The following is a 19,696-nucleotide window of genomic DNA, read 5'->3' on the forward strand; positions in this document are numbered from 1 at the left end:
TGAGGTTAAAATGGGTGAAATAGTAATTAAAGTCCCGGGAAACGTAAAAGAAACCCTTGAAATAGAAAAAAATCAACAGACAGTAAAAGAATTCCTCCGAAAATTAAAACTAATTGAAGATGTTCTTTTCCTTCAAGAACATTATCCTGAAGTGAACAACGCCGTGGAAATTCCAAACATTAGCGAAGAAGACCTTATAATTCAAGGTGACTAAGTGAAGCTCTTTATTGATAGTAATATTATCATTGAAGCTCTAAAGCAAGACGGAAATAAAGAAGCTAAAGATATATGGAAAATCCTCTTAAACCATTTGCTTTATCCTAAAATTAACCTTTACGTAAATGCCATAGTGTATAGCGAGTCTGTATACAAACTGGTCATAAAAGGAAAAAAGAAATCCTCTTTAATAGATGACTATGTTTTTAAAATATTTAAAGTTCTATCCTGGTTGGACATACCTTACGAAGTAAAAGAAATCGCCGATAAATACGTAAAACACTACAAGTTATCCACAAACGACAGCTTAATCTTAGCAAGTTGCCAGTATTACAAAATAAATTATCTATTATCTATAGACAGCGATTTCTCAAAACCATGCGAAAAAGAAGGTATCCCTTTAATCAATTCTTCACAGCAACTATCCAAATTACTGAAAATTAACTAAATTTCTTTACACCTTAATTAATAGGAGTACACCAAGTGAAGCGAACAAAACTTCAAAAAGCTTTGGAAATAGCAGCATCTATCACTGGCGTAGTAGCGCTGTTTATAACTGCCATCGGTTATCCTCAAATAGGCTTTGTAGTAGCCCTCTTCGCATCTGCTATGTATGCAATTTATGGATACACCACAAAGCAATACGGCATAATGGTTAGCTCTCTGATTTACGGAGCAGTAGAAATAGTAGGTATAATCAGATGGGTTTTTATGGGAGCAAACAATGGATAAAAAGCCTTTAATACTACTCTCTAACGACGATGGAATAAGGTCTGACGGCTTAAAAGTTCTCTACGAAAAACTCTCCGAATTTGCCGACGTAGTTGTTGTAGCACCAGACAGAGAAAGAAGTGCCGTAGGTAGAGCTTTAACCCTGCATCGCCCCCTAAGATGCGAACAGGTTGACGAAAACTGGTTCGCCGTTGATGGAACGCCCACAAGCTGCGTTTACATCGGTATCCACGCAATAATGAAAGGCAAAAAGCCAGACATGGTCATAGGCGGAATAAACAGAGGACCAAACTTAGGCGAAGATATAACCTATTCCGGTACTGTATCAATAGCGATGGAAGGTGCTTTATTAGGAATACCTTCCATCGCGTTTTCTTTAGCCACCTTCAAGGACTTTCAATGGGAATCAGCCGGCAACTGGGCTAAAAGAATCACCCAAAAAGTTCTTGAAAAAGGTATTCCCGAAAACTGCTGTCTCAACGTTAACATTCCCAATTTGCCTGAAAACGAAATAAAAGGCATTAAGGTAACAAGGCAGGGAAAAAAGGATTACACTGAGAAGGTAGAAGTCAGAAAAGACCCGTGGGGAAGAACCTATTACTGGATAGGCGGAGAAGAACCTAACTGGAAAGCTGAACCAGGAACAGACTACTGGGCGGTAAAAAACGGCTACATTTCCATAACTCCAATCCACTTAGACCTAACAGACTACAAAGCTCTTGAAATTCTTAAAAACTACGAGTGGTAGAATGGATTTACTCTCAATCCAGTTCTGGCAGGAGTTAGCTTTAAAGTACGGAGCGCCGGCGCTTGCCCTAAACGCATTTATAGAAGCGATATTCTTCCCAATACCTCCAGATGTTCTACTTATAACTCTATGCCTTGCAAAACCAGAAAACGCTTTTTTGTACGCACTCATAGCAACTATCTTTTCCTCTTTAGGCGGAATAGGAGGATATTTCTTAGGGTTCTGGGGAGGGAAACCCTTAGCTATAAAGTTTTTTGGAGAAACAAAAGTAAAAAAGGTTCACAACCTTTACGACCGGTACGAAAGTTTAGTCATACTTTTGGCAGGATTCACTCCACTACCCTATAAGGTATTTACCGTAACGTCTGGCGTTCTGTACGCCTCTCTAAAGAAACTTTTTATATTTTCATTAATTGGTAGAGGTAGTAGATTTTTTCTTGAAGCCCTGCTGATAAAAAGGTTTGGAGAGGACATCGTAAATTTCCTATACAAAAACTTAAATATAATCTCTCTACTTGCAGGAATAGGAATAATTATAATTTTCATGGTCTATCAAAAACTCAAAGGAAGAGAAAATGAGCAGAAGGAAGTTCTTTAAAGCTCTCGCGAACTCCTTAGCACAGGCAGCTGCTGAGTTTACTTATGAAGCGACAAAACCTCAAGAAGAATTCATAAGACCTCCTGGAAGTCCAGACGAAGATACATTTCTATCTCTATGTAAAAGGTGCGGAACTTGTATCTCTTCCTGCTCTACAGGAGTACTTGATAAGGTATCAAAACTCCACCCCGTAATACTTGATACTCCCTTTATGAATTTTGACAAAAACTACTGCGAGCAGTGCTACACCTGTATTGAAAATTGCCCCAACGGAGCGCTAACGTTTGAAAACCTTAAACGTTTTAGGTACGTAGCTGTTCTTAACAAAAACAGGTGTGCTGCATATCAAGACGTATTCTGCCAGACTTGCTACTGGAGTTGTCCCCAGATGGACAAAGCCATTACCCTTGAAAACTTAGTAAAACCTGTATTCAACAGCGAACATTGTAAAGGGTGTGGACGGTGCATCCACAGCTGCCCGACAAACCCTAAAGCAATTGAAATGAAAAAGGTAAAGGTTAATGAAACAGGTTAAGGTACAAGACGCACTCAAACAGCTAAAAAACAACGTCCCCTGGAAAAGGATTTTCATCTACGGAGACGAGATATACCTTACGGAACAGCTAATAAAGAAAATCTCAAGCTTTAGAGAAGTAGAAAAGTTCTACGCAGACGAAGACCTATCCGCAATATACAGCTTCAGTGGAACGTCCCTTTTCGGCAGTTCGCCAGTTCTACTGATAACAAACGCCCAACATTTACCTTCTGCGCTGCGAAAAAAAAGCGAAAAAGAAAAGTTTCTAAAATTTCTAAAAACTTTACCTGAATTCATTGTTGCAGCAACAGAAACCCTTGATTACAAAAAGCTTAAAAGTGAAATATTTCAAACAATAACCGAATTAGCAGAGATTGTTATAGTCTCTGAAAGTTACCACGAAAAAGCAGTCTATAACCTACTAAAGAAAAAATTTTCATCTGCAGGGAAACAGATATCAGACCAAGCAATAAGGTTAATAATAGAAACTGTAGGAACAGACCTCTTAAACTTGAAGCAGGAAACGGACAAACTGTTAGCCTATCCTGGAGAACTAACAGAGGAAACGGTCAGGCAGATACTGTTCTCAAGCGGTAGAGTTAACGTTTTTGAGATAATTGTTCCTTTAGTAGAGAAAAACAGAAAGGAATTCTTAAAACTGATTTCTACTGCTCTATCTGAAGGTGTTGACCCACTTTCAATTATAGGTCTCTTACAATCACAGGTAAGACAACTAATAGCTATTCTGACCGGAGAGAAACCTAAACTCCCGCTTAAAGCACAAAAAACCTTTAAAGAACTATCAAGACGAACGACCATAAAAGACCTATTTTTACTCTTACAAAAAATCCACGAAGCAGAGTTTGCAACTAAAAGCGGCGAGAAGATGCCGGAGTTAGCCATCAAATCAATAGTGCTGGAGGATGAATGACCGTTCTTTACTTTATCATAGCGTTAGGAATATTGATATTTGTACACGAGTTGGGACACTTCTTAGCTGCAAGATTTTTCGGCGTTAAAGTTGAGACGTTTTCAATCGGTTTTGGACCAAAACTTTTCACATTTAAATGCTGCGATACAGAGTTTGCCGTAAGCCTTATACCGTTAGGCGGTTACGTCAAAATGGCAGGAGAAGACCCGGACGTTCCGCCTTCCTCACCTGATGAATTCTACGCCAAACCGCCGTGGCAGAGAATAGTCATAGCATTGGCAGGACCTATAATGAACCTGCTCTTGGCAGTTGTCTTCTTCTCGCTTTCGTTTATGATAGGAAGGTACGTTCCCACTTATCAGATCGAAGCAGCCAAAGTAGGAAACGTTTTAAGCGCAAACTCAAGTTTAAAAAGCGGAGATGTAATACTCTCCGTTGACGGTCAAAAAATTAGAAACTGGCAGGAGTTTTCAAAAGTTATTGCTCTTAATCCTGACAAAACGCTAAACGTAGTAGTTGAAAGAGACGGGAAGAAAGTAACCGTACCACTCAAAACCGGTATGGATGAAAAAACCGGCATAGGAACGGTAGATGTAATTCCTGCAATAAAGCCTATTGTCGGGAAAGTGATAAAAGGTTCTCCTGCTGCAAAAGCAGGACTAAAGCCTGGAGACGTTATCCTCCAGATAAACGGTCACGAAATAACTTCCTGGAGACAGGTAGTTAAGCTCATCGGAAACAGTAACGGCAAACCTGTCAAAATCTTAATTCTAAGGAATGGCAAAAAACTTACAATAACGGTCAAACCCCATTTAAATAAACAACTCGGCAGATACACAATTGGGATTATTCCGAAGTTTGACGTTACGTTCGTCAGATACTCTCCAATAAAAGCTGTTGAAAAAGGTATAGAAGAATTCGTTTCCCAATCCGCTCTTTTCTTCACTTTCCTCTACAAGCTAATAACAGGACAGGCATCCATAAAGAGTTTAGGCGGTCCTATAATGATAGCCGAAGTGGCAGGAAAAGCCGCTCAGGCAGGAATTTCTAGCTTTATATACTTTATGGCTTTCATAAGTTTGCAGCTTGGCTATTTCAACCTGCTACCGCTTCCCGTTTTAGACGGCGGACTCATAGTTATGTTCTTAATAGAAATGCTGAGAAAGAAACCCCTTTCTGCTTCCTTTAGAGAAAAGTTCCAGCAGGTGGGTTTTGCCCTGTTAGCTCTATTAATGGTCATTGTTTTCTACAACGATATAATGAGACTTGTCAGGTAGAAACTCTTTCTGCTGCTCTCAGTCGGGCGCTACGGGCGGCGGGATTTTCTTTTACCTCTTTTTCTGTAGGTTCAACAGGTTTTTTTGTAAGAACTTTAAAGCCTTCTAAGTTTTTCATTATCCTCTTCACCAAACCATCTTCTAAGGAGTGAAAGGTAATCACCACCAGTCTGCCACCTGGTTTCAAAAAGTTTGCTGCTTTTGGAATCCCTTCCTCTATTTCTTCAAATTCCTTATTGACGTATATCCTTATAGCCTGAAACGTTTTTATCGCAGGATGTTTTTTTCTACCAGCCCATAACTTTTTAGGAACAACTTCCTCTACAATTTTCGCCAATTCTAACGTTGTCTCTATAGGCTCTTCTTTCCTTCGCCTAACTATTTCTCTCGCAATTTTTCTGGCAAATCTTTCCTCGCCATATTTAAAAATTATCTCTGCTAACTTCTTCTCAGAAAGTTCATTAACAACATCTCTGGCGGTTAGTTTCTGTCTCCTATCCATTCTCATATCAAGAGGTTGCTCTTCCCAAACGGTAAACCCTCTATCTCCTCTTAAATGAAAATGAGAAACACCCAAATCAAAGAGAACGCCATCAATTTCTTCCACTCCTTCGGCTTCCAAAACCTCATCAATCTGGGAAAAAGCAGCGTGATAGATGGAAACCCTACCACCAAAAGGTTCAAGCCTTTCTATCGCCCTCTCTATCGCTTCCTCATCTCTATCTATGCCAATAACCTTAACATCGGGAGAAGCCTTCAAAATCGCTTCTGTATGTCCCCCTCCACCCAAAGTAGCATCAACAAAGACGCCACCTTTCTTTACATTTAAAAATTCAAGAACCTCTTTTAACATTACCGGTGGGTGATAGATTTCTTTCAATTTTTGAACCTCCAGCATTAAAAAAGGCGCCCGAAGGCGCCAATAATTACAGGTTAAACTCTAAATTTGTAATCTTTATGTAGGAAAATAAGAAGGAATATAATAAGAAGGCGTTCTCATTATCATAGTGCTTGGATCCCAGAAATCTATGTCAGGAAACTCAATCGTATTCAGATATTCCGTCCCATTAATATTCTGGATTAATTGTTGAATCGTAGCGTTATCCACTCCTTCAAAGATGAGTTTACCGTATCCTACAGATAAATCAGGAATAGTCTCATTTTCCATGCAAAAGTCAGTTTCAAGACCAGAACAGGTCGTTTCGTAAATCAACACAGGGCTGAAAGAAAATGTTATTGAGTTAACCGAAAAACTCGCTCCATTCAAACTACCAGTTACATTATAACTGGAAACAGTTACAGTCCCATTATTAATGGTAACATCTGAACCGCTACCTGACAGCGTCAAAGTGCCTAAATCGGTATACATATATATACGTAAACCACCATAATTCTCAACGCTGACGTAAAAACTATTACCATTCTCACCTATATGCATCTCAAACCCTTTACCTAAATAAAACTCTAAAGAATCCTCATCAAGTGGAGGATACGAAATCTGTGAACCGTCAAGAGAAAGATTAACAATGTGAACCCCATCATCAAAAGAAGCACCCACAAAACCTTTATCGGTAAGTTTATTAATAATTATGCTGCTTCTCTCCATAAAAATAACAGGATATCCTGCAATACCATCTCCCTCTTTAATGGGATAGTTGATAATGTAAGTGCCGTTTTCCGTTTCATTACCCAGAACAACTGTGTAGTTACCTTCAATTGCGAAACCGTCAATCTGTGTAGGAATCAGAGTCAATTCGAAATCCTGTTCACCCATTTTACCTTTGAAAGTATGAGACTTATAAAAAATAGAAAACGCATCCATCTGTTCAGCCACCGTTTCCGGATCACTATACATCAATTGTTTTCTCTTAATGTCCCTCATATTACTGACAATAGTAGAACTAACAAAAACACTGGTATCATTCACACAGCTATCAAACTCTGGATAACTCCCAGAAACACGATCATAGAGACATTGATCCACCTTATCACCACCTTTCTCCTTCTCCAACGCAGGGAAACTATCAAAGCTCAACAAATCCTCACAGGCAGTAGTATTAAGCGTTGAAAAATCCCACCTTAGAAACGTAGAAATAGTGCAGTAAGCTGCAACTGTATCAAGATACAAACCGAGGTCAAGCCCCATAGTTTCGTTTTCCTCTCCATCAAAAATAAGGTCTGTAGGACGCACAACACCACCAACCTTTGACGCTGGAATAGTTCCAAGATAGATAAACTTATCACCTGCAGGCAAGTAAACGTCCAGATTACTACCGTCATAGTTCTTTATCAGAAACTTACCTGCACCATTTGTGATGCTACAGGCCGAAGAGCCTGGCGAATACCCTTCAGGGCACACGTAAACACCTTTGATAAAAGCATCGTAAATTACCCCTGAAGCTGATGAGTTCTGCGATACGTTATTAGATACTCCACAACCCAGAAGAAGGAAAGATAAAGACGCCAGGAACAATTTAGAACGCAGAGACATCTTCCCCTCCAAAATTGTTTACCTAAACTAATAATATTTATCTTATAAAAAAATTTCAAGATGATTTCAGTCATTAAAGTATTTCTGGCAAAGAGAAGCCGGAGAAAATCCCTATCCAAAAAACAGGAATTTTGCCTCCCGCTCATGCAGGAGGCAAAATGAAACGATTAACTCTCTTTCTTAAAAGCCATGGGTTCACTGATTTTTTGGGGTTCCTGGAAGTAATCAAAGGGAATAAAAACTGAAGTGCTCATTAGAGAACCTTCATAGATACTGTTATTCAGGTAATACTGTTCATCAGGTGGAATAAACCACACCGAATCAAAATTAAAAATCCCCCTGCAAACAACCAGAAACGGCAGAACATCTCCCTCCTTACAGAAACCGTCGGCAGCAAGTTTATCTGAACAATCAACCTGATAGGCAAACATAGGAGTAAGAGTAAACGTAAAGTTCCAGTTAGATAGAGATGCACGCGTATTTTGAGGCGAATAAACAGTGGCGCTATTTTCTCCGCTACTGAAAATAACTTTTCCATTCTCCACCTGTATATCACCAGCTGCGTTAGAGAGATTAATACTCCAGTTATTGTTATACATTGTAATCGTCATGCTATTAAACGTCCCCGTCCCATTAAACGGCAAAACAGTTTGATACCAGGAATTTGTCTGATATGAAGAGAAATAGTAACTTGTCCCTTCATTCATCAGCTTAACCATATCTGTAGCATTAGAACCATTATAAGGAATTTCAATACCGTCCAGCGAAACGTTTATATACGAAAAACTGTAAGCGCCAACATCGGCATAAACGCCCAGAAAACCTTTCGGCGAAATCTCGTTCATAAGTATAAAATACTTATTGTTCAACAAAAGCACCGGATAGGCATAAGCAACACCTGTAGAATCATCAAGAGGATAAAATAGCTTGTAAGTTCCATTTTCAAATGAATCGGAATAATTCCCTTCTACTTCCAGACCATTCACTTCAGTCGGGGTTAAGGTTATCTCAAAATCCTGTCCTCGTAGTTTCCCTTTAAAAGTATGAGGACTGTAAAAAATAGAAAACGCAGACAACTGTTGCATAATAAGTTCAGGATTGCTTTCATAAAGTTGCTTCTCTTTAAAACTCCTGAAGTCATCAACCATAGAATCGTTAACACTAACCGTAGCGTTATCAAGACACTCCTTAAAAGCAGTGCCATTTCCGTAGGATTGTGACAGACAGTAAACTACCTTATTTCCACCTTTTTCCTGCTCCAATTTTGCAAAATCATCAAAACCAACAAAACCACTGCATCTTTCCGCATCAATGCCAGACAAATCCCAGGATAGATAAGTCGAACTATTCGTGCAATAAGCAGCCAGCGTTTCCAGATACAATCCCAGATCAAGCCCCATGGTCTTATTCAGTTCACCATCAAAATAAAGATCCGTTGGACGCACAACGTTACCACTTGATTTATCAGCCGGTATAGAACCAAGATAGATAAAATTATTTCCCACCGGTAAATAGAGATCTAACTTCATCTCACTACCTTTCACGCTATACTTCCCGGTTCCATCCGTAACATTACATTGAGATGAAGAAGGGTCAACACCTGAAGGACAAACATAAAGACCTTTGATAAAAGCATCGTAGATAACGCCTGTCAACTGAGAAGTGGAACTGTTCTGAGAAACATTTCCCGAAATACCGCCGCAACCTGAAACGAAAACACCTAAAACCAGAGCAGAAAACAATCGATTAAATCGCATTTCCCCCTCCATAAAATTATCAGGCTCTATCCTGATTTTAAGTTTATAATCAATTTTTGTCAATTATTATTTTTTTAAGTTAATCAATAAAAAATAAATTTCAATAAACAATTTGAATAATTTCTGCACAAAAACTGTGCATTCTGTCCGATTTCTACACTATTTTTGTTCATTCAAAATAAATAAACATTTACGGAATTAAACTTTAAAACTGGCACGCCTCTTGCTTAACTAAATAAAAACCCATTCTCAGGAGGCGTCATGAAGAAAATCGAAGCAATCATCAAACCGTTCAAGTTGGAAGAGGTGAAAGACGCCCTTTCAGAATTGGGCGTTTCCGGTCTTACCGTATCGGAAGTTAAAGGATTCGGAAGACAGAAAGGACACACCGAACTCTACAGAGGCGCCGAATACGTAATTGACTTCATCCCCAAAATCAAAATAGAAGTTATCGTCCCCGACAGTATGGCAGAAAAGGTCATTGAAACAATAGCCACATCTGCAAGAACAGGAAAAATCGGAGACGGAAAAATCTTCGTTATTCCTGTGGAAGACGCCATAAGAATCAGAACGGGAGAAAGAGGGGAAGAAGCACTATAAAGGAGGACGCTATGAAAAAACGACTTATGCCTTTTATAACAGCTTTACTAATACCCTCAACCGCTTTCGCTTCTTCAGGACTTAACAGCGGAGACACCGCCTGGATGCTCATATCAACAGCTTTAGTAATGCTCATGACGCCGGCAGGTCTTGCTCTCTTCTATGGAGGAATGTCAAGGAGCAAAAACATTCTTAACACTATAGGAATGAGCTTTTTAGCTTACTGTATCGTTTCTGTCATATGGGTGCTATGGGGTTATACACTGGCGTTCGGAACAGACGTTCACGGAATAGTAGGTAACCTTCAAAAACTCTTTTTAAACGGAATAAAGCCCGACACTTTAAGCGGAACAATTCCCGAATACCTCTTTGTAGCGTTTCAGGGGACGTTCGCAGCTATTACGGTAGCACTTGCAAGCGGTTCTGTTATTGAAAGGATGAAGTTTTCAACTTGGTTAATATTCTCTGTTCTTTGGGCAACGCTCGTCTATTCACCAATAGCTCACTGGGTATGGGGTGGAGGTTTCTTAGCAAACGATGGCGCTCTTGACTTTGCCGGTGGAACGGTAGTTCACATCAATGCTGGTATTGCAGGTCTCGTAATGGCACTTCTCTTAGGGAAACGAAGAAATTACGGGAAAGCAGCTTTCTTTCCTTCATCTGTAGTCTTAACCGTTTTAGGTTCAGCGCTACTCTGGTTTGGATGGTTTGGATTTAACGCCGGTTCAGCTTTAGCGGCTAACGGTTCTGCTTCCTTAGCTCTGCTTGTAACGAACGTGGCAGCTGCAATTGCAGCCGTTTCTTGGATGGTAACCGAATGGATTACTCATAAAAAACCAACGCTTTTAGGCGCTGCTTCAGGTGCAGTTGCAGGACTTGTAGCTATAACGCCAGCAGCAGGATTTGTAAACGTAACAGGAGCTTTAATCATAGGCTTAATTGCAGGGCTTGTAGGTTACTTCGGAGTATTCGTTCTAAAACAGAAGTTGGGATACGATGACTCTTTAGATGCTTTTGGCGTTCATGGTCTCTGCGGTATATGGGGTGCAATAGCTACAGGTATATTCGCAGTTAAGTCAATCGGCGGAACAGCAGGAGTTCTTGAAGGAAACTTACCTCAATTATGGATTCAGGTAAAAGCTGTTTTAGCAACGCTTATCTACTCTGGAATTATGACTGCAGTTGTGTTCTTCGTTTCTTCCCTAATAACAGGAGGTGCAAGAGTAAGCGAAGAAGAAGAAATAGAAGGTCTTGATTCTGCAGTTCACGGAGAGAAAGGGTTTAACCTGTAAGAGAGCGGGAGGGGTCCTCCCCTCCCCTTAAAAAGCAGAAGAAAAGAGAACAGGAGGTGAAGCGTGAGAAAAGGTGCGAAAGCTATTTTAACATCAATCATATTAGCAACAGTATCATATTCTACATCTATGTCGGCAGAATTGAAGATGCAGAACGTTAAACTAAACGTAAAAGGTGGAATAACTACAACTGAATTCTTTGAAACGAGAGCTAAAACCGACGGAAGTTCCTCAAACGACCTGAAACTATCCGATGCTATCTTAAATTTAGAGGCAACAGACGGAATTTCCGGAGCAGATTTTGGTCTTGGAACGATTACAGAACCTACAGTACTTTCAAGTGCTAATAACGACAATACTGCTGTAATCGGCGAAAAGACGGGGATAGTGTGGGGATTTTTATATACCTCTCCGTTTAAAAACTTCAAAGTAGAAGCAGGTTTACTACCTACAAACGTAGGATATGAATTAGCAGCCACTTATTTGAATCCAAACATAGTTTACGGTTTTGTATGGAACAGCCAACCCTTTATTTACAAGGGTGCAAGGGTCACATATTCCGCTTCAGAAAACTTTTCTCTGTACGCCGAATACGATAAAGGTAAAGAGCTTAACGGAAATCCTGAAAACCACGCCTTTGCAGTAGGTTCTATAGGAAGCGTTGATGGAATTGGCTATACGGTTACCTACTTTGACTACGCAAACTACAAAAACCTAATTGACTTTACGCTATCAACTGAATATAAAAATTTCACCTTCGCCATAAATGGAGATTATCAGTGGCTTGACAAGGATAACGATAAAAAGGGTTACGGAATCGCTGCTTACATCATTCCTACATTTGGAAAACTGTCCATTCCCCTAAGAGTAGAATACGTAAAGGATACGAACAACTCCGGAATTTACGGCTTCAGCAAACCTACCTATTCGGTTACCTTAACACCCACCTGGAAATTATCGTATAATTCTAAGATACGAATTGAATACTCTTACGCTTATAGTAGCGACAATACTGCATTTAACGGTTCTAACCATAAAGGAACTGCCTCCTTCCAGCTCCTGTTTATGTTTTAACTTTGGTGCCTTCGGGCACCCTCCCTTTTCGTTTGATAGAATTATTCTATGGAAAGCTTAACTAAAAGATACCCATGGGTAAAAAGAACAAAAGCTTATTGGGTCTGGCTAAATACAGTAGCAAGAGCTATTGCGGGACTGTGCAGATTAAAAGTTGAAGGAAGAGAAAACGTTCCCGATGAAGGCAAAGTTCTTTTAGTTTCTAACCACAGGAGTTACCTTGACCCACCGTTAGTTGCATATGCGGTAAAGAAAAGACCTGTTTTTTTTATGGCAAAGGCGGAACTCTTTGAAATGCCTATTCTTTCTTCACTGATAAAACATTGGGGAAACGGGTTTCCTGTAAAGAGGGGAAAGGCAGACCTAACGGCTCTAAAAACGGCTCTTGAGATTTTAGATAAAGGCGAATTGGTATGCATATTTCCAGAAGGACAGAGAGCACCTGCAGGAAAATTCCTAAAAGCTAAATGGGGAGCAGGTTTAGTGGCTTTAAAGGCAAAAGCTCCAATAGTTCCCTGCTTAATAGAAGGAAGTGAGAAACTGATAGGAAAGGAAAAGTTCTTTGCCGGAATTCCAAAAGTAACCATTAGATTTGGCAAACCTTTTACCATAGATTTAGAGGATAGAAAAGAAAATTACCAGAAAGCAGCAGACTTACTCATGGAAAAGATAAAGGAGCTAAAGGGTGGAAATAGTAGTGGCTAAAAGCGCAGGCTTTTGCTGGGGCGTCAAGAGAGCTGTAAAGATGGCAGTAGAGTCTCTGAAAACGTCAAAATCTGGGAAAGTCTTCTGCTTGGGAGAACTTATACATAATAGATTGGAAATAGAAAGGCTTAAATCTATGGGAATGGTGTTTGTGGAGGATTTTGAAAAAATTCCTGAAGGTGAATCAATAATAATACGCTCTCACGGAGTTGCCCCTTCTGTGATAGAAAACTTGAAGAAGAAAAAACTCAAGATAGTTGACGCCACCTGCCCATTCGTTAAAGACGTTCACGAAAAAGCTATGAAACTTGAAAGAGAAAATTACCCAGTATTGATATTAGGAAATCCAAACCACCCTGAAGTAAAAGGTATAGCAGGTCACGTCAAAAATCCCCTCATCGCCTCCACCCTCTCCGAAATAGAAAAACTCCCCTCTTTTTCCAGATTAGGTGTGGTCTGCCAAACTACTCTCAACATAAACTTTTTCAAAGAGGCAATTTCCACACTTTTATTGAAAGTTAAAGATATAAAGATTTATAATACTATTTGTAACGCAACTTACATAAGACAGAAAGAGGCAAAAGAATTAGCCAAAAACGTTGACGTTATGCTGATAGTAGGAGGGAAAAACAGCTCAAATACTACAAAGCTGTACCAGATATCAAAAACGGTAAACGAAAACAGCTTTCACGTAGAGTCGGAGGAAGAAATAGATAAAGACTGGTTCAAAAACGCAAAGAAAGTTGGAATTACAGCTGGTGCCTCAACGCCCCAGTGGGTAATAGAAAAGGTAGTTAATTACCTTTTAGATATCGCAGAAGGGGGAGAGTTAAGTGGAAGGGGAATTCGCAAAACTGTTAGAAGAGAGTTTCAACCGGCTTAAAAACGAGGTAATTACCGGAACGGTAGTAAAAGTAACAGACAGAGAAGCGTTCATAGACTTTGGCTGGAAATCGGAGGGGGTTGTTCCAATAAAAGAGTTAGGATACAAACCCCAAATTGGCGAGAAGATAGACGTCTGCGTTGTTGAACCAGAAACCGAAGAAGGTTACGCTCTACTCTCGGTAAACTGCGCCCGCTCACTGAAAGAGTGGCAACAGTTGGCAGATGAAATAGAAAAGAAAGGAATAGTAAGGGGAAGAATAAGACAAAGGGTAAGGGGCGGATATAAGGTTCAAATAGAAGAAGGCATAACCGTATTTCTGCCCATGTCACAGGTTGACATAATGCCTGTGACGAAACCTGACGACTGGCTTGATAGAGAAATAGAAGCTAAAGTTCTTTCGGTTGACAGAAAAAGAAAGAGCATCGTCATTTCAAGAAGAAAACTGTTAGAAGAGGAAAGGGCTAAAAAGAGAAAAGAAACGATAAAGAAATTAAAAGAAGGGGACATCGTAGAAGGAACTGTTAAAAATATCGTTGATTTTGGCATCTTCGTTGACGTTGACGGCGTTGATGGACTGGTTCACAAAACGGATATTTCTTGGTCTGGCTTAAAAACGCCCTTTGATGTGGCAAAGATAGGCGATAGAATAAAGGTGAAAATCAAGAAGATAGAACACGACAAAGAAAGGTTGGTTCTAAGTCTGAAAGACGTTAAGGAAGACCCCTGGGAAAAGATAGAAGAACTGTTCAAGCCGGGAATGGAAGTTGAAGGAACAGTAGCAAAAGAGGACAAAAAAGGCTACTGGATAGAACTACCTGGAGACGTTGCAGGATACATTCCTGCCACAGCACTACCAAAAGGTGTAAAGCTAAAATACCACCACAGGTATAAATTTATCGTGGACACGATAGATAAAGAAAAGAGGAGAGTAGTGCTGAAATGGCAGGAAAATCCCCAGAAATAAAGAACAAAAAAGCTTACTTTGACTACGAGATTTTAGAAAAATATGAAGCAGGAATAGAACTAAAAGGAACAGAAGTAAAGTCTCTCAGGGAAGGAAAAGCAAACATAAGGGATTCTTTCGTCAGAATAGAAAACGGCGAGGCGTTCCTCTTTAACTCCTACATAGCTCCCTACTCCCACGGAAACCTTTTCAACCACGAGCCAACGAGGAAAAGAAAACTCTTACTCCACAAAAGAGAAATAAAAAGGCTGATGGGTAAGGTGCAGGAAAAAGGATTAACGATAGTCCCCTTGCGCATTTACTTTAACAAGAGAGGAAAGGCAAAGGTAGAAATCGCCCTGGTAAAAGGAAAAAGGAAATACGATAAGAGAGAAGCGATAAAGAGAAGAGAGTTGGAAAGGGAAGCCCAAAAGGCAATGAAGTTTTACCGCTAATCCTTAACCGGCTCTATTTTTACGACATCAATGTAGGGAAAGTAAAATCTGCTGATGGAAACGTATCCTAAAACTCTTACCTTCTTTCCTATAAATTTACCCAAGTCTTCCGTATCGTCGTGAACGTATATACAGCCAGACTTATCGCATAAAAGCGGATCGTCGGCAGCAAAGGGTGGAAACTGGTCCTGCACCTTTTTATAGGTCAAAATTCCCACTAACTTTACGTAGTAACCGTAAAAGCCGTCTGGATGGTTGGCAATAAGGGCAGCAGGATAGGTTATGGTGCAATCATCTTTACAGGTAGCACAGCTAAACGAGAAAATCGTTAACAGTCCTGCCAAGAGCGTCAAGAGAAAACCTAAAACAAACCTCTTTTCTAATTTCATCTCTACTCTCCCACATTCTTTCTCTAACCAATCTTCTCACGCCTTCTGCAATTGATTCGGCAAAAGCTTCCACGCAAACTCCTGTTTTTGAGTTTACCACTTCTGGCAGAACTCCAACGTTAGTCGCAACAACGGGTGTTCCGCAGCTCATAAACTCTAAAGGAACTCTCGCTATCATCTCTGAACCTTTTGAAGAAACAACTCCAACATCACAGGCAGACATGTAATCGCTAATAGAAGAAACTCTTTCTGTTATAAAGGTAACGTCATTTTCAATGCCTAATTTCTTAGCTAAATTCTTTAAATCGTACAGCTTTACATTTTTTTCTTCGCCTATTATCAATCCTTTAACGGGCAATTCTTTCTTTAAAGCAGCAAGGGATTTTAAAAATAGGTCATGCCCTTTAACAGTGTCTAAACGTCCGATAATTCCTAAAAGTATCTCATCGCCAATGCCAAGTTCCCTGCGGATTCTATCTTTTCCCTCTTTAGAAAAGTTAAATTTGTCCGTGTCAACGGCACCGGGGATAAAAACTTTCCTTACTTCAGAAACAACTTCGTTTAGAAGTTTTCTTGAAGAGAGAATAACCCCATCAACAAATTTGCGGTGTAGGTATCTGTTAAGAGCGTTGTTTTTTATGCCTTTAGCCTCTCCATGAAGCCTGTACAAGCGAAATTTAAAACTTTTCTTCAAAAGGGAAGCAAAGAGCATCTCATCACCGCGTATGGTGAGAACAACGTCAGGTTTAAAAGATGAAACGGCTTTTTTAAGTGAAAGAAACGGCTTGAAGGGAAGGGTTTTGCGGGGATTTTCAATGAAATAGAGTTTAATGCCTTTTTCAAGACACTTTCGGTGGGCAGCAGAGCCTTTTACAACTGCGCAGGCAACCTCGCCGCTGCAAACGGAAGCTACTTTTATTCCTAAATCGGTAAGGGCGCTGTCCCAGAGTTCGTCAAGAACGATTAGCGTTCTTTTCATTTTTCTCCACTTCCCACAGCTTCAAATACTTTAAAAAGGTATAGTAGAAAGCCATAACGCTCAAAACAAACCCTTCAAACCCGTCCAAAAATCCCCCCTTCAAAACATACCGCCTAACAAAAGCACCAAAAGGGGAAAAAAGAAGCTTCACCAGAGAAAAGCGCTTACCTTTTTTAAAGGCGTTTTCGGCAAAAAGAGTAGTGTAAAGGTCTATCTTTTTCAGGTGGTAGGAAACAGAAGGATAAGAGTAGTGAAGCAGGTCGCCTTTTAAATATCCCACCTTTCCTTCAACCTTCAAACTTTCGTGAACTCCGCTTCCTACCCAGCGCGCCTTTTCTCTTTTAGCTAACCTTAGGTGCCAGTCAGGATACCAGGCGTGCTTTATCCATCTTCCCAAGTAATTAGTCAAAACGTTAACGTAAAAGCCGTCATACTCTCTGCTTGAAACAGCTCTTTTTATAGAGTTGGCAAGTTCCTTTGAAACTACCTCATCGTCATCTATAAAAAGAATCCACTCACCGCTGCAAAGGTTTAGAAGGTGGTTTTTCTGATTTACGAAATTGTCAAATTCTCTGTAGAAAACTTTTGCGCCGAAAGACTTTGCTATCTCTACGGTTTTATCTGTTGAACCGCTGTCAAGAACAACAATTTCGTCTGCTATACCTTTCACGCTTTCAAGAACTTCTCCTAACTTCCTTTCAGAATCTTTTGTGATTATCCCGACAGAAAGCTTCAAAGCACCTTACCCCGCTTGAAAGTTCTGTAAACCTTAAAACCTAAATCGGTGGAAAAAGTAATAAGCCTTCCGATGAGGGTAAATAAATCCTTTCCAATTGAAACTCTCGGCAGTTCTTTCGGGTCGCTACTTTCCGTAATAAATCCTTTCTTTATCGTGAAGACATAGTCAAAAACCTCCGCAGCTATCGGCTTGCTGAATTCCGAATAGTGTCCGAAGGGCCAGGCAAAGGTGTTAACTTTTATTCCTAAATTACTTTCTATATCTCTTTTACTTTTCAGCATTTCATCTCTAATTCTAACTCTGGCGTTTTCTTCCGTTTCAAACTCGCCCAGATTAATGCCCCTTTTTTCAATCTCCGAGCGCAGCGACTCTTTCCAGTTTCCCTCTTTTTTGAAATTCTTGCAAAAGTCTAACAGTTCCTTAGAAGGAAGAAACCTTTTAACATCTAAAGCGCTGCGGGTAGGAAAAATAGGCTGACCGACAAAGGGCGGGTTGTGGTAAAGGTAGAGCTGCCAGGGAACCTTCTCTCCAGAGAAGAAATCCTTTATCTCTGAAGAATAAGGATAGGAAAAGTGATTAACGCCGTGTGCGCCGTAGGAAAAAACGTCTTTCATTTTTTCTAACTCTTCCCAGGATAGAAATTCCTCAGAACTGCCGTTCTTTATGAAGTCCTCGTGGGCAAAATACATTGAGACGGGCTGACAGAGTTCAGAAAAAGAAGCGTTGCCGTTCCAGTAGTCAAAAAGAGTTTTTCTGACGCCGCTTTTTCTAATTCTGCTGGATGAGAGGAAGAGGTGGGCGGGGATTTTCATCTTCTTCAAAACAGGATACGCGTAAACAAAATTATCGGTATAACCATCGTCAAACGTTATAGCTGCCCTTCTCTCCTTACTCTTCTCTTCAAAAAGAGCCTGAAGCGGAACAACCTTAAACCTGCTTTTTATTAGCTTCAAAGCCTTAACAAAACTATCAAGAGAAATATCGTCTCTTTTCTTCTTTCCGTCTGGATAAACCCTATGCAGAAAGAAAACGACATCTTTCATTTAAAACCCCTTTTCAGCTATAATCCCTTAATTATGAAACTGATAATACCATCACCAGCAAAGATTAATCTATCTCTCTGGATAAAAGGCAAAAGAAAAGACGGATATCACGAGCTTATCACCGTAATGCACACTATAAATCTATACGACGTCCTCTACTTTTTACCATCAGATAGATTAGAACTTCACATAGAAGGAAACCAAACTCTCCCTTTAGGAAGCAGCAACTTAATAATAAAAGCGTGCAGACTGTTCAGAGAAAAAACAGGCATAAACCCTAAAGTTAAAATAAAGTTAGAAAAAAATATACCCATAGGCGCCGGATTAGGTGGCGGAAGTTCAAACGCAGCTAACACCCTTAAAGCACTAAACACCCTATACGGCAATCCACTATCTAAAGAAGAATTGTTTGAGCTTGCAGAAAACTTAGGCAGTGACGTTCCGTTTTTTATAAGAGGTGGACTGGCAATAGCCTGGGGACGCGGTGAGAAACTAAAATTCTACTCCCCTGCTAACTTTAAAATACTACTAATATACCCCTATTTTTCCTGCTCAACTGCAGAAGTCTATCAGAAACTTCTCCAAATAAAGAGGGAAATATCCGTAGAAGACGCAGAAAGGCTAATAATCTCACCTCTAATAAACGGCAATTTTGAAGAATTAAAGGAAAATCTCGTGAACGACCTTGAAAAATCCGAAAGTGATTGTGTAAAAAAAGTTTTAAAAATCAAAGAAGAACTCAAAGAATTGGGAATAGAAAAGAGCTTAATGAGTGGAAGTGGTTCCTGCGTATTCTCCATAGATACAGGAGATTTAAACACAGACCTCTTGAAAAATAAGCATTGGTGGTTTAAATTTCTCTCTGCAATATAGCTGGGGCGTAGCCAAGCGGTAAGGCAGCGGACTTTGGATCCGCCATTCGCAGGTTCGAATCCTGCCGCCCCAGCCATTTATTATTATGGTGGGAGTAGCTCAGTTGGTGGAGCGCCGGGTTGTGGCCCCGGCGGTCGCGGGTTCAAGTCCCGTCTCCCACCCCACTAATCCGCCAGGCGGGAGTGGCGGAACTGGCAGACGCGCTGGACTTAGGATCCAGTGCCCTCGTGGCGTGTGGGTTCGACTCCCACCTCCCGCACCATAAAGGGCGGGCGTAGCTCAGTTGGTAGAGCACAACCTTGCCAAGGTTGGGGTCGCGGGTTCAAGTCCCGTCGCCCGCTCCATTAAGGCGGCGTAGCCAAGTGGTAAGGCAGGGGACTGCAAATCCCTTATTCGGCGGTTCGATTCCGCCCGCCGCCTCCATTAAAATGCC

23 protein-coding genes and 5 tRNA genes are annotated in these 19,696 nt (G+C 40.4%); 21 read left to right on the forward strand and 7 right to left on the reverse strand.

Annotated elements, in window-relative coordinates; all coding sequences use genetic code 11:
• The first annotated feature begins 10 nt into the window (after nucleotides 1–10).
• From QOL23_RS04850 to rseP, 8 genes are read left to right on the forward strand one after another with little or no spacing between them, the layout of a single operon-like run.
• Nucleotides 11–214 (forward strand): hypothetical protein, encoded by a 204-nt coding sequence (locus QOL23_RS04850; protein WP_283400467.1) that lies wholly within the window; start codon nucleotides 11–13, stop codon nucleotides 212–214.
• Nucleotides 215–664, forward strand: coding sequence for a PIN domain-containing protein (locus tag QOL23_RS04855; RefSeq protein WP_283400468.1), 450 nt, complete (start codon nucleotides 215–217; stop codon nucleotides 662–664).
• A 35-nt stretch (nucleotides 665–699) separates the two neighbouring features.
• Nucleotides 700–948 (forward strand): nicotinamide mononucleotide transporter, encoded by a 249-nt coding sequence (locus QOL23_RS04860; RefSeq protein WP_283400469.1) that lies wholly within the window; start codon nucleotides 700–702, stop codon nucleotides 946–948.
• On the forward strand, nucleotides 941–1,696 hold the full coding sequence (surE, locus tag QOL23_RS04865; RefSeq protein ID WP_283400470.1) for a 5'/3'-nucleotidase SurE: 756 nt from the start codon (nucleotides 941–943) through the stop codon (nucleotides 1,694–1,696). Before QOL23_RS04860 ends, surE begins: the two co-directional genes overlap by 8 nt.
• Nucleotide 1,697: 1 nt before the next feature.
• Nucleotides 1,698–2,294, forward strand: a complete 597-nt coding sequence (locus QOL23_RS04870; RefSeq protein ID WP_283400471.1) for a YqaA family protein — start codon at nucleotides 1,698–1,700, stop codon at nucleotides 2,292–2,294.
• Nucleotides 2,272–2,829, forward strand: a complete 558-nt coding sequence (locus QOL23_RS04875) for a 4Fe-4S dicluster domain-containing protein (RefSeq protein ID WP_283400472.1) — start codon at nucleotides 2,272–2,274, stop codon at nucleotides 2,827–2,829. The genes QOL23_RS04870 and QOL23_RS04875 overlap by 23 nt, the downstream gene beginning before the upstream one ends.
• Nucleotides 2,816–3,760 carry a DNA polymerase III subunit delta gene (holA, locus tag QOL23_RS04880; protein ID WP_283400473.1) on the forward strand — a complete coding sequence of 315 codons (945 nt, stop codon included), beginning with the start codon at nucleotides 2,816–2,818 and terminating at the stop codon, nucleotides 3,758–3,760. The genes QOL23_RS04875 and holA overlap by 14 nt, the downstream gene beginning before the upstream one ends.
• Complete coding sequence (gene rseP, locus QOL23_RS04885; protein ID WP_283400474.1) at nucleotides 3,757–5,037, forward strand: RIP metalloprotease RseP; 1,281 nt, start codon at nucleotides 3,757–3,759, stop codon at nucleotides 5,035–5,037. The genes holA and rseP overlap by 4 nt, the downstream gene beginning before the upstream one ends.
• Here rseP and rsmH read toward each other — a convergent pair.
• From rsmH to QOL23_RS04900, 3 genes are all read right to left on the reverse strand, one after another.
• Nucleotides 5,030–5,917 (reverse strand): 16S rRNA (cytosine(1402)-N(4))-methyltransferase RsmH, encoded by an 888-nt coding sequence (gene rsmH, locus QOL23_RS04890; RefSeq protein ID WP_283400475.1) that lies wholly within the window; start codon nucleotides 5,915–5,917, stop codon nucleotides 5,030–5,032. The genes rseP and rsmH overlap by 8 nt on opposite strands.
• 75 nt (nucleotides 5,918–5,992) lie before the next feature.
• Nucleotides 5,993–7,528 (reverse strand): hypothetical protein, encoded by a 1,536-nt coding sequence (locus QOL23_RS04895; RefSeq protein WP_283400476.1) that lies wholly within the window; start codon nucleotides 7,526–7,528, stop codon nucleotides 5,993–5,995.
• A gap of 167 nt (nucleotides 7,529–7,695) precedes the next feature.
• Nucleotides 7,696–9,285: a hypothetical protein gene (locus QOL23_RS04900; protein ID WP_283400477.1), complete on the reverse strand. Its 1,590-nt coding sequence runs from the start codon at nucleotides 9,283–9,285 to the stop codon at nucleotides 7,696–7,698.
• Between the two features lie 261 nt (nucleotides 9,286–9,546).
• Between QOL23_RS04900 and QOL23_RS04905 the strand changes: the two genes are divergently transcribed.
• The 7 genes from QOL23_RS04905 (at nucleotide 9,547) to smpB (ending at nucleotide 15,240) form a co-directional block, all read left to right on the forward strand.
• Nucleotides 9,547–9,885, forward strand: coding sequence for a P-II family nitrogen regulator (locus QOL23_RS04905; RefSeq protein ID WP_283400478.1), 339 nt, complete (start codon nucleotides 9,547–9,549; stop codon nucleotides 9,883–9,885).
• 11 nt (nucleotides 9,886–9,896) lie between these two features.
• Complete coding sequence (locus QOL23_RS04910; protein ID WP_283400479.1) at nucleotides 9,897–11,177, forward strand: ammonium transporter; 1,281 nt, start codon at nucleotides 9,897–9,899, stop codon at nucleotides 11,175–11,177.
• Between the two features lie 63 nt (nucleotides 11,178–11,240).
• On the forward strand, nucleotides 11,241–12,251 hold the full coding sequence (locus tag QOL23_RS04915) for an outer membrane beta-barrel protein (RefSeq protein ID WP_283400480.1): 1,011 nt from the start codon (nucleotides 11,241–11,243) through the stop codon (nucleotides 12,249–12,251).
• Nucleotides 12,252–12,299: 48 nt separating this feature from the next.
• Nucleotides 12,300–12,956, forward strand: a complete 657-nt coding sequence (locus QOL23_RS04920) for a lysophospholipid acyltransferase family protein (protein WP_283400481.1) — start codon at nucleotides 12,300–12,302, stop codon at nucleotides 12,954–12,956.
• Nucleotides 12,937–13,839: a 4-hydroxy-3-methylbut-2-enyl diphosphate reductase gene (gene ispH, locus QOL23_RS04925; RefSeq protein ID WP_283400482.1), complete on the forward strand. Its 903-nt coding sequence runs from the start codon at nucleotides 12,937–12,939 to the stop codon at nucleotides 13,837–13,839. The genes QOL23_RS04920 and ispH overlap by 20 nt, the downstream gene beginning before the upstream one ends.
• On the forward strand, nucleotides 13,790–14,806 hold the full coding sequence (locus QOL23_RS04930; protein ID WP_283400483.1) for a 30S ribosomal protein S1: 1,017 nt from the start codon (nucleotides 13,790–13,792) through the stop codon (nucleotides 14,804–14,806). The genes ispH and QOL23_RS04930 overlap by 50 nt, the downstream gene beginning before the upstream one ends.
• Nucleotides 14,782–15,240, forward strand: a complete 459-nt coding sequence (smpB, locus tag QOL23_RS04935) for an SsrA-binding protein SmpB (RefSeq protein ID WP_283400484.1) — start codon at nucleotides 14,782–14,784, stop codon at nucleotides 15,238–15,240. Before QOL23_RS04930 ends, smpB begins: the two co-directional genes overlap by 25 nt.
• Here the strand turns inward: smpB and QOL23_RS04940 are convergent.
• Genes QOL23_RS04940 through QOL23_RS04955 form a run of 4 tightly spaced genes read right to left on the reverse strand, consistent with a single transcriptional unit; the run spans nucleotide 15,237 to nucleotide 18,390 of the window.
• Nucleotides 15,237–15,629: a hypothetical protein gene (locus tag QOL23_RS04940; RefSeq protein WP_283400485.1), complete on the reverse strand. Its 393-nt coding sequence runs from the start codon at nucleotides 15,627–15,629 to the stop codon at nucleotides 15,237–15,239. The genes smpB and QOL23_RS04940 overlap by 4 nt on opposite strands.
• Nucleotides 15,553–16,608, reverse strand: a complete 1,056-nt coding sequence (locus QOL23_RS04945; protein ID WP_283400486.1) for a glycosyltransferase — start codon at nucleotides 16,606–16,608, stop codon at nucleotides 15,553–15,555. The genes QOL23_RS04940 and QOL23_RS04945 overlap by 77 nt, the downstream gene beginning before the upstream one ends.
• Nucleotides 16,583–17,344, reverse strand: a complete 762-nt coding sequence (locus QOL23_RS04950; protein WP_283400487.1) for a glycosyltransferase family 2 protein — start codon at nucleotides 17,342–17,344, stop codon at nucleotides 16,583–16,585. Before QOL23_RS04950 ends, QOL23_RS04945 begins: the two co-directional genes overlap by 26 nt.
• The gene (locus tag QOL23_RS04955) at nucleotides 17,341–18,390 is read right to left on the reverse strand and encodes a polysaccharide deacetylase family protein (RefSeq protein WP_283400488.1); all 1,050 of its coding nucleotides are present in this window, start codon (nucleotides 18,388–18,390) and stop codon (nucleotides 17,341–17,343) included. Before QOL23_RS04955 ends, QOL23_RS04950 begins: the two co-directional genes overlap by 4 nt.
• Here QOL23_RS04955 and ispE point away from each other — a divergent pair.
• From ispE to QOL23_RS04985, 6 genes are all read left to right on the forward strand, one after another.
• Complete coding sequence (gene ispE, locus QOL23_RS04960; RefSeq protein ID WP_283400489.1) at nucleotides 18,364–19,263, forward strand: 4-(cytidine 5'-diphospho)-2-C-methyl-D-erythritol kinase; 900 nt, start codon at nucleotides 18,364–18,366, stop codon at nucleotides 19,261–19,263. The genes QOL23_RS04955 and ispE overlap by 27 nt on opposite strands.
• 1 nt (nucleotide 19,264) lies before the next feature.
• A tRNA-Gln gene (locus QOL23_RS04965) sits at nucleotides 19,265–19,339 on the forward strand.
• A gap of 12 nt (nucleotides 19,340–19,351) precedes the next feature.
• Nucleotides 19,352–19,427 (forward strand) — tRNA-His (locus QOL23_RS04970).
• Nucleotides 19,428–19,439: 12 nt separating this feature from the next.
• Nucleotides 19,440–19,525 (forward strand) — tRNA-Leu (locus tag QOL23_RS04975).
• Between the two features lie 6 nt (nucleotides 19,526–19,531).
• A tRNA-Gly gene (locus QOL23_RS04980) sits at nucleotides 19,532–19,607 on the forward strand.
• Nucleotides 19,608–19,611: 4 nt separating this feature from the next.
• Nucleotides 19,612–19,686, forward strand: a tRNA-Cys gene (locus QOL23_RS04985).
• Nucleotides 19,687–19,696 lie beyond the last annotated feature (10 nt).

Origin of the sequence: Desulfurobacterium pacificum (assembly GCF_900182835.1) — a bacterium.
Classification (GTDB): Bacteria; Aquificota; Aquificia; order Desulfurobacteriales; family Desulfurobacteriaceae; genus Desulfurobacterium_B; species Desulfurobacterium_B pacificum.